Source organism: Corallococcus sp. AS-1-12, from assembly GCF_020036995.1.
Taxonomy (GTDB): Bacteria; Myxococcota; Myxococcia; order Myxococcales; family Myxococcaceae; genus Corallococcus.
Window position 1 is genome coordinate 1 of the sequence record NZ_JAIQDD010000009.1, and the last position, 12,804, is coordinate 12,804.

14 protein-coding genes and 1 tRNA gene are annotated in these 12,804 nt (G+C 69.9%); 11 read left to right on the forward strand and 4 right to left on the reverse strand.

From position 1 onward, the window contains the following. The 6 genes from K8556_RS16780 to K8556_RS16805 all read left to right on the forward strand — a co-directional run. On the forward strand, positions 1 to 1,124 hold a 1,124-nt coding region (locus K8556_RS16780; RefSeq protein ID WP_223741089.1), incomplete at its 5' end, for an AHH domain-containing protein. Continuing rightward, positions 1,121 to 1,771, forward strand: a complete 651-nt coding sequence (locus K8556_RS16785) for a hypothetical protein (RefSeq protein ID WP_223741090.1) — start codon at positions 1,121 to 1,123, stop codon at positions 1,769 to 1,771. The genes K8556_RS16780 and K8556_RS16785, both read left to right, overlap by 4 nt. 76 nt (positions 1,772 to 1,847) lie before the next feature. After that, positions 1,848 to 2,264, forward strand: coding sequence for a hypothetical protein (locus K8556_RS16790; RefSeq protein ID WP_223741091.1), 417 nt, complete (start codon positions 1,848 to 1,850; stop codon positions 2,262 to 2,264). Then, positions 2,261 to 3,040, forward strand: coding sequence for a hypothetical protein (locus K8556_RS16795; protein WP_223741092.1), 780 nt, complete (start codon positions 2,261 to 2,263; stop codon positions 3,038 to 3,040). The genes K8556_RS16790 and K8556_RS16795 overlap by 4 nt, the downstream gene beginning before the upstream one ends. A 68-nt stretch (positions 3,041 to 3,108) precedes the next feature. Next, positions 3,109 to 3,738: a hypothetical protein gene (locus K8556_RS16800; protein ID WP_223741093.1), complete on the forward strand. Its 630-nt coding sequence runs from the start codon at positions 3,109 to 3,111 to the stop codon at positions 3,736 to 3,738. A 372-nt stretch (positions 3,739 to 4,110) separates the two neighbouring features. After that, positions 4,111 to 4,185: transfer RNA gene (locus tag K8556_RS16805), tRNA-Met, on the forward strand. A 17-nt stretch (positions 4,186 to 4,202) separates the two neighbouring features. On the opposite strand, the gene K8556_RS16810 is transcribed toward K8556_RS16805, so the two are convergent. The 4 genes from K8556_RS16810 to rnhA all read right to left on the reverse strand — a co-directional run bounded on the left by K8556_RS16810 (position 4,203) and on the right by rnhA (position 8,018). Then, on the reverse strand, positions 4,203 to 4,604 hold the full coding sequence (locus K8556_RS16810; RefSeq protein ID WP_223741094.1) for a hypothetical protein: 402 nt from the start codon (positions 4,602 to 4,604) through the stop codon (positions 4,203 to 4,205). A 45-nt stretch (positions 4,605 to 4,649) separates the two neighbouring features. Then, complete coding sequence (locus K8556_RS16815; protein ID WP_223741095.1) at positions 4,650 to 6,134, reverse strand: hypothetical protein; 1,485 nt, start codon at positions 6,132 to 6,134, stop codon at positions 4,650 to 4,652. A 113-nt stretch (positions 6,135 to 6,247) separates the two neighbouring features. Beyond that, positions 6,248 to 7,309, reverse strand: a complete 1,062-nt coding sequence (locus K8556_RS16820) for a hypothetical protein (protein ID WP_223741096.1) — start codon at positions 7,307 to 7,309, stop codon at positions 6,248 to 6,250. A 241-nt stretch (positions 7,310 to 7,550) separates the two neighbouring features. Next, positions 7,551 to 8,018 (reverse strand): ribonuclease HI, encoded by a 468-nt coding sequence (rnhA, locus tag K8556_RS16825; RefSeq protein WP_223741097.1) that lies wholly within the window; start codon positions 8,016 to 8,018, stop codon positions 7,551 to 7,553. Between the two features lie 95 nt (positions 8,019 to 8,113). Between rnhA and K8556_RS16830 the strand changes: the two genes are divergently transcribed. The 5 genes from K8556_RS16830 (at position 8,114) to K8556_RS16850 (ending at position 12,800) form a co-directional block, all read left to right on the forward strand. Further along, complete coding sequence (locus tag K8556_RS16830; protein WP_223741098.1) at positions 8,114 to 9,013, forward strand: aspartyl/asparaginyl beta-hydroxylase domain-containing protein; 900 nt, start codon at positions 8,114 to 8,116, stop codon at positions 9,011 to 9,013. Positions 9,014 to 9,126: 113 nt separating this feature from the next. After that, positions 9,127 to 9,810 (forward strand): DUF72 domain-containing protein, encoded by a 684-nt coding sequence (locus K8556_RS16835; RefSeq protein WP_223741099.1) that lies wholly within the window; start codon positions 9,127 to 9,129, stop codon positions 9,808 to 9,810. Further along, positions 9,791 to 10,708: an ADP-ribosylglycohydrolase family protein gene (locus K8556_RS16840; RefSeq protein WP_223741100.1), complete on the forward strand. Its 918-nt coding sequence runs from the start codon at positions 9,791 to 9,793 to the stop codon at positions 10,706 to 10,708. Before K8556_RS16835 ends, K8556_RS16840 begins: the two co-directional genes overlap by 20 nt. A gap of 28 nt (positions 10,709 to 10,736) precedes the next feature. Continuing rightward, complete coding sequence (locus K8556_RS16845) at positions 10,737 to 11,813, forward strand: Gfo/Idh/MocA family protein (RefSeq protein ID WP_223741101.1); 1,077 nt, start codon at positions 10,737 to 10,739, stop codon at positions 11,811 to 11,813. A gap of 156 nt (positions 11,814 to 11,969) precedes the next feature. Beyond that, complete coding sequence (locus tag K8556_RS16850; RefSeq protein WP_223741102.1) at positions 11,970 to 12,800, forward strand: hypothetical protein; 831 nt, start codon at positions 11,970 to 11,972, stop codon at positions 12,798 to 12,800. Positions 12,801 to 12,804: the final 4 nt, after the last annotated feature.

A 12,804-nucleotide genomic window follows, 5' to 3' on the forward strand; every position in this document is an offset into this window, starting at 1 on the left:
TCCGGATGCTGGTGAGCATCGCGATGGCCGCGCTGGCATTGATGGGCGCGAAGACCAACGCGGGACGTGGGCTCAAGTTGATGACGTCCGTGCGAATCACTCCGCCCCGCCTCTACATGATGGCGGCGGCGGGCCCCGGCGGTGGCTACGCGGGCGTCCCCGTGTTCCAGCCGGGCTCCATCACCGCCGCTCCCGCCATTCCGATTCCCTTCAATCCCTGGGGCTCCGGCACGCCGTTGCTGTCACAAGCTGTCAAGGAAGGAGGGACGTCCAGGCCGGAGCCCGAGCCCACCCTGACCGAGCGCACGCTCAGCGACGCCGAGTTGGAGAAGCTGCTGGAGAAGCTCCCCAACTGGGACAAGCTCAAGGACTTCGTCGGCCGCCGCATCCCGCAGGAAGGGACGCCGGAGTTCAACGCACTCAAGCGGGAGCTGCAGGCCGCCGGCTACCGCCTGGAGAAGTTGAGTTCAGACGCCCAGCCCTACCGGCTGCGCCGTCCAAACGGAAAGGCCCTGGGCGACGAGTATGGGGCGCTCACGGTGACCCAGGACGGGCTGGTGGTGCTCAAGGTCGGCAAGGGCACGCTCCGCCTGAGCGTCTTCACCCGTTACCGGAAGAATTACCTGGAGTGGGTGGAGAAGACCCAGGGCCCGGCGGCTCGGGCGGCAGCGGAGGTTCGGCTCTCCGCCGGTCATCCCATGCACCACCTCATCCCCGATGGGGTCGCCCAGAGCCACCCGCTGACCCGCATGGCCATGGAGCGGATCAAGGGCTACACGATTGACCGGGGGTCGAACATCCTGGACATGCACTCCGGGCTCAACATGGAGGGCCAACTCATCCACTCGGGCAGCCACCCCTTCTACAGCAAGTTCGTGAACGCCAGGCTCGATCGCGCATTGAGTATGCTGCGGACGAAGGGATCGACCTCCAGTTGGACGCCGCAGGTTATTGAGGAAGCAATCATCAAGGTCGAGAACGAGCTTCGTCAGGCCATCGAATCCGGGAGCTTGAAGGAGCCGGCCATCAAGGTGATCCAGGAGCAGCGCGGCGGTAAGGTGCTCACGGGGAGGAAGCTGGCCTTGCTGGAGCTGCGCTCCCATGGGGAGTCACACATCACATGATGTATGCATTGTCGACGGATGTCTCCCACGCCAAGGAGAATGCGGATATCTATGACGCCAAGCTCATCGAGTTCGAAGGTTTCGAGGACGTGACATTCCACGACCCGGGCATCGACTATCAGCGCCAGCGGGGCGCGCCCGGGGTCATCGAGTTCGTAGGCAACCTGGAGAGCATCGCCGGTCGCGACCACCTGCTTCCTGCGCCCCTCGGGTGGTTGCTGATCTCCCGGCGCATGGTGCATGTGCTCGAAGCGGTGCGCCCGTTCCGCCACCGCCTCATCCCCACCGTCATCTACTCGGAACGCATCGGGCATCTCGTGCGTAAGGGGTACCCCCGGAAGCGGACCTGGTATTCGGTAACGGACCCGGCGATGAAGAACGAGGACTTCGTCATCCTTCAGTTGCTGGAGCAGACAGACTGCCTCGACCGGGAGCGCACCCTCGTGAAGGGCGTGCCCTTCCACCAGTGCGGAGAAGAGCTCCTGGGCTATGACGACGCCGAGCCACTCGTGCTCCGCCCGCCACCCGGAGGCTTTCCTCCCGTGTTCTCCGTCCCCGAGCTGGTCTTCTATTGCTACACCGGGGAAGCTCGACAGGCGTGCGAACAGGCGGGACTGAAGGGCCTGTGGTGGCACCCCCAGCCTTGAACCCGTTCGCGCCCGGGGCAGACTTGGGGCGCAGGCCCCTCCCCCTTTAGGATGACGTCCCCATGGGGGACGCAACATGAGTGGTGAAGGCTCGAAGCCCGTCGCGGCGGTGCTGGTGGGGCTGACGAACTTCCGGCTGGGTCGCATCCTGCTGTGGACCACAACGGTGTTCCTGGGGCTGCTGGCGCTCGTGCCGGGCCCTGACAGCGGGACGCTGTGGCGCATTGCCACCATTCCGGGTGTGCTCGCATTGATTGGGACGGGCACCGCGTGGTGGAAGGAGCGCCAGGGTTCCCGGTCGGGCCCCATTCCGTGGCTGCTGCCCCGGCTGGCCGTGGGGGCCGTGCTCTTCGGTGCCGCCGCGCTCCTGATGTGGTGGCGGCGTCGGCGCGAATTGAAGGACGGCACGCCTGTATCGCCACCCTCCGCGGAGCAGGTGGACCGGTGGGCCACCGCCGAGCTGAGCGCCGCATCCGTGGAGCGCTCGTCATGAGCCACGCGGCATTGAAGCAACAGGACGCGGCGCCGCTCGAAGCGCCTCCGCGTGAATCCATGGGAGGCATGGCCCGCTCGGGTTTGCGGAGCCTCCTCGCCATGGTGCCCGCCCTGCTGGGTTCCGGCGTGATGGGGGCGCTGAAGGGCTTCTCCTTCTTCGGGTGCTTCGGTCTGGTGCTGGCGGGCGTCTTCGTGCTCGCGCCGCATTGGACGGGCGCGGCCCCGACGCCCTCCTGGCTGAACGCCCTGAGCTTCGTGCTCACGCCACTGGCCCTGGCCCTGGCTGGGGGCTACGTCTGGATGCTCCACGGGGTCAGCGCACGGCTCGCGAGCGAGGTCCGCGCGCGAGGGTTGATGGGCTATGCGTACGCCATCCTCAAGCCCGCGACGCTGCAGGTCGCCCGGCGGTTGCGCGGGACCGCCACGCCTGGCCGCGCGGAACTCACCCGGGCCATCGAGGAGTCGGTGGCGGAGCGCATGCGGGAGCCCGAGGAGGAGCGCGAATCCGCGGCCTCCCGCGCCGGATGGCTGGAGGGCTTCCTCATGGACCAGTCCCGCCGGGTGCTGGGGCTCATCGCCCTGCGCGCGGTGCTGACGTCGCCGGACGTGCCTTCCGCGGTGCGGGAGCTGGAGACGTTGGCCATCGACCGGCTGGAGGGCGTGCTGGAGGAGACGCTGGAAGACCTGTTCTTCCTCCAGATGGTGCTCGCTCTCGGCGTGGGCGTCCTCGTCGCCGCATTGCCCACGTTCCTGCTCCTCTTCCTGCCCCGCTGAGCGGAGACCCGTTGGCCTCTGCTAGCCTCCAGCCGTCCCACCAGGGTGGGACAGGAGGCGACGCCGGGATGGACTCACTGGACGCGCGCATGGAGCGGCTGGAAGGCCGGCTCCGACGGTGGCAGGGCCTCACCCTCGCGGCCTTCGTGCTGGCCGGGGTGGGACTGGGGACCGCGGCCCTGCGTGACGAAGCGCCGCAATCGCATCCGGGAGAGCTGGTCGCATCGCGGCTGGTGCTCAAGGACGCCAGGGGCCGCACAAGGGCCAGCCTGGAGGCGAACCGCCATGGCGGCGCGGCGCTGGTGTTGAACGACAGCGAAGGCCGGCCCCGGGCGCTGCTGGGCGTGGGCGAGGACGACTCGCCCCGGCTGCGCTTCTCCACCGCGGAAGGCGAGTCGCTGGCGGAGCTGATGGTGTTCTCCGACGAAGCGCCGCGCCTGACGCTGTCCAAGTCCGGGGGCGCGGAGCTGTTCTCCGTGGGGCTCCAGGTGGACGGCTCGTCGCGGCTGGAGCTGGCGGACGTGACGGGGCGGCCCCGCGCCATCCTGGGCGCGGATGAAGAGGGCTCGCCGGGCCTGCTCCTGGTGGACCGCCGAGGCCAGCCGCGCGTGGAGCTGCGCGTGGGCAGCTCGGACGAGGCCAGCCTGGTGCTGGAAGGCCGCAACGGCCAGGTGTTCCGAGCGCCCGGCGTTCAGTGACGCCGCGTCGTCATTTCCGGGAGGGAGACCCACCGGTGACGGCGTCCGCTGACAGTGTTCCAACGTCCGGTGCATCGAGAAGCGGAGCTGGCGGAACCAGCTCTGTCAGGACGGAGTGTCCGCTGCGTCCCTGCTCCCCGCGAAAGGAGTGTGATGCCCATGACGAAGAACGACGAGCCGAGCCCCACCGACATGGACCCCACTCCGGACAGCATGGACCTGGCCATCGCCTCGTTCCGCGGCTGTCCACCCGGCACCTGACCCACGCCGCCACCCGGTAGCACCGGGGCGGGCATGGACAGAGGCCGGGCTCCCGAGGGGGGACCCGGCCTCGCTCATGTCCGGGTCCTCCCTCGAGGACTCAAAACCCATCGGGATGTAGCTCAGATGGTTGAGAGCATGCGCCTCATACGCGCGAGGTCACTGGTTCGAATCCAGTCATCCCGACTTCCCATCCAAGACAGCTACTCGAGCTGGAGGCCACAGTCGCTGCAGGCGCCCGCCACCAGCGGAGCCGCTGTTCCGCAGGCCGGGCAGGGAGGCTCTCCCTCTTCCTCGGTGGCTTCTGACGGAGCGGCGGACACGAGGCGGGGAGCCGCCCCCTCGGGCATCAGCCCCTCGCGGCGCACCGACTCCAGCCATCCCTGCTGGAGCAGGGCGGCCACCCGGGGCCCATCCTCGGGCCGCACCAGCACCTGGAACTTCGGAGAGCAGCCGACCTTGCCGCACGCCTCACGGTGGACGAGGGCCGGGACGTCCGCGTCCAGGAAGCCCTCCACCATCCTCCGGGCATCCGCGAGTGACAACTCCGCGCACGGCACCAGCTCCGCGTCGGCCAGGGTTCTCTGCACTTCGTCTGGGGTCATGGAGGCCGGGATTGGACCTCGGATGCGCCCCCTCCGTCCACCGCGTCACGAACCGCAGCCGCGCGCATCCTTCCGCACGAAGACGCGGACCGGCCCCGGGTCCGCCACCTCCTCGAATCGGGCATCCCCTTGGAGCGTGTCGAGCAACGCCTCCCGTGAGGCCGCCCCCAGGAGGAGCGTGTCCACGCGCGGGGGAACGAGCACCACCTGCGCCCGCGCATAGTGGTGCAGGAGGAAGCGGTCGTAGCCGTTGGGCACGAAGACGATGGAGCGGAAGTCCGTGGCCACCGCGCGCCGTGAGGCGCAGGCGTGGACCTGGCGCTCGAAGGCCTGGCGGAAGTCCCCATCCACCGGAGGCATGGGGCGCAGCGGCGGGGAGCCGATGGTCCGGTCGAAGCGCGCGACCTGGAGAATCGCGAGCACGGCGAGCAACAGCGCCGGCACCATCGCGGCCCAACCGGGGACCTTCCCGCGCGCGAGCACGCCCTTCCACGCCTCCATGAGCCTCCCGAAGCCCGCCGCCGCGCACACGCCAAGCCCCGGCAACAGGAAGGCGGAGTTGTAGAACCAGAGGAGCCGCTTGTCCGGCGCGTCCGCCATGAAGAAGAAGGTGCCCGGTATCGTGCTGACGAGCGTGGCCGCGGGCGAGAGCAGTTGGATCCACCAGAAGCTGCGCTGGAAGACCACCAGCCCACTGGTGGCCACGTCATGCACCACCCGGCCATGGTCGCCCAACGCGGTGAAGGCGACCTGCCCCCACGTGTTGCCGTAGTGCGACCAGAACCGCGTGCCCGAAGGCGTCCCGAGCGCCGGCAGCACCACCGCGACACAGAGCGCGAGGTAGCCCAGCGCCAGCGCGGACACCCCGAGCGCCCTGCGCGTGAGCAGCGCCCGCGGCGGACGGGCCACGGCCGGAAGCAGCAGCAACGCCGCCGACTGGAAGGCGAGGAACAGCCCTCCATCCGGACGCACCCCCAACGCGAGCAGCGCCACGGGCACGACCCACCGCATCCGCGTCCCCCGCAGGAGCATCACGAGCACCGCCGTGGAGCCCAACTGGAAGAACACCTCGAAGTGCGCGGAGAGCGCGACCGTCTTCACGAACGGATTGAGCCCCAGGTACAGCGTGAAGGCGACAGAGGCCCACGGCCTCCAGGCAGCGGGGAGCAGGTCGTGCTCCTCGACAATGCGCTCGAAGAACCAGACCTGGAGCGCGACCGCCGCGTACAGCGCCACCAGCCCCAGCAGGATGAAGAGGAACTGCGAATCGCTGAGCAGGAACAGCGGCGTGAGCAACAGCAGCGTCGGGGTGAAGTGGACCGTGAGGTGGTTGAGGTCCGCGTCCGTCACCCAGAAGGGCCGGCCCCGGTGCACCGCGTTCGAGAACAGGTCGTTCAGGAGCGCGAGGTCATGGAACGCGAACACTCCTCCCCGGAAGGCGCTCCAGACGCAGACCACGGTGTAGACGAACAAGGCTCCGAGCACGAAGTGCCAGGCCCGGAACCGGCGGGTGAACGCGATGGGATGCAAAGCGGGCGGACTCTGCCACACGAACGCTCCGCCCGGGCGCCTTGAAACCTGGGAGTCCCCATCCGCCGGCCCACCTCCCATCGCGGGCCGGCATTTCCCCCTCCGGGGCCTCGTTACAGGCAGCTCGAGTCCACGGGCAGGGTGTCCTGCTGCACGGTCTTGAAGGTGAACAGGCACAAGGCGCTCGCGCCCTGCTCCGCGAAGACCCCGCCGAAGAGCTTCGCGTGGCCCAGCCGCGCCGTGCCCCCCGCCTTGAGGAACACAGAGACTTCGTCTCCTTCGATGGAGGACTGGTCGATGCCCATGCGGACGCCGGGCGAGGGTGCCGGGAAGTCCGCGTAGACGCCGAAGGCCCCCGTGCCGGTCGCCTTCAGGCGGCTGGAGCGCACGGACACGCCGGGCGTCTCCGCATGCAGGGCCGCGGACAGCGTGGCGCCTCCGCTGAAGACCTCCGAGTCCGTGACGCTCACGCTCTGGGCCGCCGCCTCCACGCCGAAGCTCCGGGCGCCGTTCGCCGCGCTGGCATTGATGAACACGCGGCGCAGGACGCCGAAGCTTCCGGTCACGCCCACGCCAATCACCGTGTCCGCCGCGCTCGCGGTGCCCTGGACGAAGGCCTTGGAGTCCTCCAGCGTGATGCCCGTCTGGTCGAACGCGAACCCCATCACCCGGCCCCGGTCCGACGTCGCCCGGGACTCGACGCGCGACAGCGTGTTGTCATTGGCGGACTGGTAATACACGCCGAAGGTGAGGGATTGGCCCGCGAGCGCCTCCGCCCGGACCTCGCTCACCGCGAAGCCGTCATCCCGGTTGAAGAGCGCCACCGACCGCGTCCCACCGCCCGTGTTGCTCACGGAGAGCAGGCGCAGCCCCGCGCCGGAGGCGCCCACCACCGAGCCGTCGCCGGCCGTCGAGGACGTGATGCGGGACACGCCCACGCCGCTGCCCTCCAGGAACACGCCCCGCTTCAGCACCAGGCCCGTCGTCCCCAGGTCATAGGTGCCGGCGCCGAGCCTCAGCACCCACGGCTGTGAACCGTCGGAAGGCACCGCGTCCACGGCGGCCCGGAGCGCGGCGCCGGACTCCAGCGCGGTGGCCTGCAGGGGGATGATCCGCACTCGCGCGGCCAGGAGCCCGTCCGTCCCAGAGCTGCCCGGCGCTCCCGCGGGCCCCATTTCCCCTCGAGGACCTTGCGCTCCCGCGGGCCCAGGCTCCCCCTGGAGCCCCTGAGGTCCCTGAGGTCCTTGAGCCCCCACGGTGCCCTCCCCCTTGCAGGCGGACACGAACAACACACACGGCAACAGCACACGGCGGACAGGCGAAAGACTCAAAGACAGCTCCCCCTTGGACTTGAAGGAGCACAGTCTGTCCTTTCTTGAGGTGGTTTTGGAATGGGTCCGGCGCCACTTTCGCGTTCTACCGTCCGAGCCGTGCCGCCAGTTCCAGCCGGGCCGCCACGGCCAGTGCGTCCGCGCGGTTGTTCTCCACGTCATCCGAGTGACCCCGAACCCAGTGCCAGGTCACCTGATGGGCGCGGACCGCCTCCAGCAGCTCACGCCACAGGTCCGCGTTGGACACGGGCTTCTTGCCTGACGTGCGCCAGCCATTGCCCTGCCACGTGTCCAGCCACTTCTCCGCGAAGGCGTTGCACACGTACTTCGAGTCGGTGAACACCTGGACACGGCACGGCATCTTCAGGGCCTTCAGCGCGACGAGCGCCGCCGTCAGCTCCATCCGGTTGTTGGTGGAGTCCGCCTCCGCGCCCTGGAGCTCCTTGCGGTAATCCTTGCGCTCCGGGGCGATGAGGATGGCGCCCCAGCCTCCCAGGCCGGGGTTCGGTGAGCAGGCGCCATCGCAGTAGATGTGGACCAGGGGGAGCGACATCGAGCGCGCACCCTACTCCATCCCTGGAGACACCGGACCCGCCCTGGACGCTGCGTTCTCCGCCGCGTTATGGCTTGGCCTCCCCAGGAGGCAGCATGGCCGCCCAGACGTCGCCCCAGGAAATCACCGCACAGGTCCGCCAGCGCATCGTCGACCTGGCCCGGCAGGGTGGCTACCTCGACGCGGTCCTGGGCGCGGGGCCGGAGCTGGACCGGATGAAGCACTACCTGCGAATGCTCATGGGTCAGGTGCCCGCGCCTCCCGCCCGGCCCGAGCAGTCCCCCACCATCTTCCCGCCGTTCCCCGGCCTGGATGAGCACCCGTGGCGCGACCCGCCGCCGCCGGCCGCGAAGGCGCTGGAGGGCTGCCTGGCCGCGGTGACGCGCGACCTGGAGCGGCTGGAGAACGCGGACCTGCTGCACTACGACTCCGGCATCGTGGGCACGGGCCACTGGTCCGTGCACCCCATCTTCTTCGGCGGCGAGCGCACCGACCGCCTCTTCTGGCCCCAGCTCGCCATGGAGGAGACAGCCTCCGTAGTGCGGTCGCTGGATGGCGAGTGCACCGACTTCCCGCTCGCGGACGTGCTCTTCTCCTCGCACGCGCCCGGCACCACGCTGACGCCGCACTGCTCGTGGGACGGCTTCCGGATGCGGCTGCACCTGGGGCTCAAGGTGCCGGAAGGCTGCGGCATCCGCGTGGGCTCGGAGACGCGGCACTGGCAGCCGGGCCGCGTGCTCACCTTCCATGACTCCTTCGAGCACGAGACCTGGAACCGGGGCACCGAGCGCCGCGTGGTGCTCATCGCCGACTGCTGGCACCCCGGCCTCACCCTGCCCGAGCGCGAGGCCCTGCTCGGCCTCACGCGCAAGTTCGAGGTCCGCGCGATGCTCGCCCGGCTGCGCGTGCCGGAAGCCATGTCCGAGCCGCTCCTCGTCCGCTTCGCCGAACAGGAACGCACGGACGCCCAGGTGCGCCACTTCTGGCGCGGGTGAGGGTGAGCATCGCGCCGGTCCGTGCCTGGCTTTCCCCGGTGCGACGCGGACCCTCGAAACCCTCTCATGAGCGCTGCCGGGTCGGCTGCGCGGGCTGGAGCCTGTCGAGCGCGGTGGGTGAACACTTCCCCACGACGGGAACCCACCTGGAGCGCTACGCGCGCGTCCTCCCCGCGGTGGAGATCAACTCCTCCTTCTACCGGCCGCACCGGCCCGGCACCTACGCCCGCTGGCGTGACAGCGTTCCGGAGACGTTCCGCTTCGCGGTGAAGGTCCCCAAGGTCATCACCCATGAGCTGCGCTTGCGCGACGCACGCGAGCCGCTCGAGCGCTTCCTGGGCGAGGCGGGCCACCTGGAAGGCAGACTGGGGTGCCTGTTGGTGCAACTGCCGCCCAGCCTCCAGCACGAGCCCGAGACGGCCCGCGCGTTCTTCCAGTCCCTGCGGGAGCGGACCGGGGTGGACGTCGTGTGCGAGCCCAGGCACCGGACCTGGTTCACGGACGAGGCCCGCCAGGTGCTGGACGCTGCGCGCATCCGTTACGTGCGGGCGGATCCTCCCGCGGTGAGCGCGCCCCCGCCTCCCGACGCGGAGGTCGTCTACTACCGGCTGCACGGCTCGCCGAAGATGTATTACTCCGAATATTCCCAGACGTTCCTGGACGCGCTGGCCGCGGAGATTGGCGGCCACGAGCAGGCCGGCCGCCGGGTGTGGTGCATCTTCGACAACACGGCGGAAGGCGCGGCCCTGCCGAATGCACTATCATTGCTGCACCGCGATGCACGACGCCCGGAATGACCAGACCACCGCGCGGATGACACGTGCGCTCGCTTCGCTGGACGGCGTGTCCGTGGGAGATGCCTTTGGCGAGCGGTTCTTCGGCCCGCACGAGCTCGTACAGCCCTGGGTGGAGCAGCGCATCCTCCCGCGAGCGCCCTGGGGCTACACCGACGACACGGAGATGACGCTGTCCGTGGTCCAGGTGCTGGAGGACCACGGTCACGTCGACCCGGACGCGCTCGCGCTCCTCTTCTCGAAGCGCTACCGCCGCGACAAGAACCGCGGCTATGGCGGGACCGCGCACGACATCCTGTGGAAGCTGGGGCTCGGACTGCCCTGGCGGGAGGTGTCCTCGGAGGTCTTCGAGGGCCAGGGCTCCATGGGCAACGGCGCGGCCATGCGCGTGGCGCCCCTGGGGGCGTACTTCGCGGAGGACCTGCCTCGGGTGGTGGCGGAAGCGCGCGCGTCTGCGGAGGTGACGCACATGCACCCGGAGGGACAGGCGGGCGCCATCGCCATCGCGGTCGCCGCCGCGTGGGCCTGCCAGTGGCAACAGACGCGCGCCCCCGCGCTGGAGCTCTTCGACACGGTGCTGGACTGCACGCCCGCCGGTGCCACGCGCCAGGGGCTGGAGAAGGCACGAGCGTGGCCGAGCGACACCAGCCCCTCCGCGGCGGCGCGCACGCTGGGCAGCGGGCAGAAGGTCCTCGCCGAGGACACCGTGCCCTTCGCCGTGTGGTGCGCGGCAAGACACCTCGACTCTTTCGAAGAAGCCCTCTGGTGCACCGTGGCCGGCTTCGGAGACCGGGACACCACCTGCGCCATGGTGGGGGGAATCGTCGCGCTGAGCGCGGGGCGCGCGTCCATTCCCGCGCCGTGGCTCTCCGCTCGGGAGCCTCTTCGCCGCCGGGTGTGACGAGCGCCCAGCGACTAGAGTCCGGGCCGTGAGCGCCTTCCCCACCGCCCTCCCCCACGTCGAAGCCATCCCCTTGCGCGGAGGGCCCGTGCTGCGCTGGGGCGTGCTCGCTCCGGGGCGGATCGCCGGGGGCTTCGTCTGGGCCCTGCACCGGCACACCGACCAGCGCGTCCACGCCGTGGCGTCGCGTGACCCCGAGCGCGCCCGGAGCTTCGCCGCGCGGTATGGCGTCCCGCGCGTCCATGAGTCCTACGAGCAGCTCGTCGCCGACCCCGACGTCGACATCGTCTACGTCGCGTCTCCCCACAGCGAACACAGGCGGCAGGCCCTGCTCGCCATCTCCGCCGGCAAGCACGTCCTCGTGGAGAAGCCGCTCGCGCTGGACGCCGCCGAGGCCCTCGACATCGCCCGGGCCGCTCGCGCCGCGGGCGTCTTCGCCATGGAGGCCCTGTGGTCGCGCTTCCTCCCGCAGACCCTGCTCCTGGAACGGCTGCTGCACGACGGCGTGCTCGGCGACGTCCGGCTCGTCATGGCGGACTTCGGGGGCTGCTTCGACTTCGACCCTGAAGGCCGCGTCTTCAACCCCGCGCTCGGCGGTGGCGCGCTGCTGGACATCGGCATCTATCCCATCTGGCTCGCGCACCTCGTGCTCGGCCCGCCGCAGCATGTGCACGCCACGGGCACCCTCACCCAGACAGGCGTGGACGGACAGGCGGCCCTCGTCCTCACCTACCCCACGGGCGCCCAGGCCCTGCTGCACACCACCCTCTTCGCGGAGACACCCCAGGAGGCCGTCATCGCGGGGACGCACGCGCGCCTCCAGGTCGACTCGCGGTTCTTCACCCCCAGCGGCTTCACGCTGAAGGCCGCCAGGTCGGACCAGCGGCTGCGCTGGACCGACCCGTCCGGCATCCACGGCAGCGAAGGACTCGCCTGGCAGGCGGCCGCGGTCGCACAGCACATCGCGGAAGGACGCACCGAGTCGCCCCTGCATCCGCTCGAATGCAGCATCGCCTTGCTCGAAACCATCGACGCGGCGCGAAACCAACTGGGCGTGGCCAGGACCCACGCGACCGCGCCTCGTGACGGGCTGCGGCAGAAATAGCAGCAAAGGCTACAAAACCAGGATTCCTGTAGCCTAAACCGTCACAGGCCTGAAAGGCAATCATTGCCATCCCACGGCGCCCATGGGCGTGCGCCATGGTCTGGCCATTGCAGACATCGGCCTCCCGCTGTCCACCCCGAGGAGGCACGGATGTCGATGATGCGAGCAGGAGTGTTCATGGGCCGGCTGCTGACGGCCGCGTTGGTGGGAGTCTTCGTGGGCTGCGAGGGAGAGCCCTCGAAGGAGGAGGCCAGGGCCGCCTCCGCGTCGCAGGAGGTCACGGCGGCCACGCGGAACTGTGTGGAGCGCTTCGAGGGCATCACCCACTGTGGCACGGGCAACGCGGAGCTGAAGGCCACCGACAAGGGGCTGGTGGCCACCGGCCTGACCCGCCTGGAACAGGACGGCGTCGTCGGGGTGATGGGCCGCGCCGAGAGCTGGCGGCAGAGGTCCATCGTGGACTTCGGCGCGAGCGACGAGGGCGTGCGGTTCTACGGCCGCAACGAGGACCAGGTCATCAGCACGCTGTCGCTGGCCCCGGACCCGAGCAACCCCGACGGCGGCATGCGGCTGCTCCCCACGTTCACCGGGAGCCCGGGCGGCTCCGCCTACGCCATCAACGTGCGCAACCAGGGCGAGATGGTGGCCATGATGCTCCCGCACCGCTGGTGGGAGTGGTCCTCCGTGCAGATCTGGGCGTACATGGACCGCATGCGCCACCCGGACCTGTACTTCGGCGTGGAGGGGTTCGGCGTGACCACCGGCGCGGGCCGCGTGGGGGCCTGCATCTGGCGCGTGCGCTTCCAGGAGGGCGCGTTCCAGGTGACCCTGGAGGATGGCCGCCAGGTGACGGGCGACGAAATCGAGTTCGTGGAGCAGCTCGATGACGGCGCCTATCCCTACAGCGCCTTCACGCACATCGGGATGACGGGCGCGGTGGACGCGTTCACCATCGTCGACGAGAGCGTGGTCCAGAGCAGCAGGTGAGGTC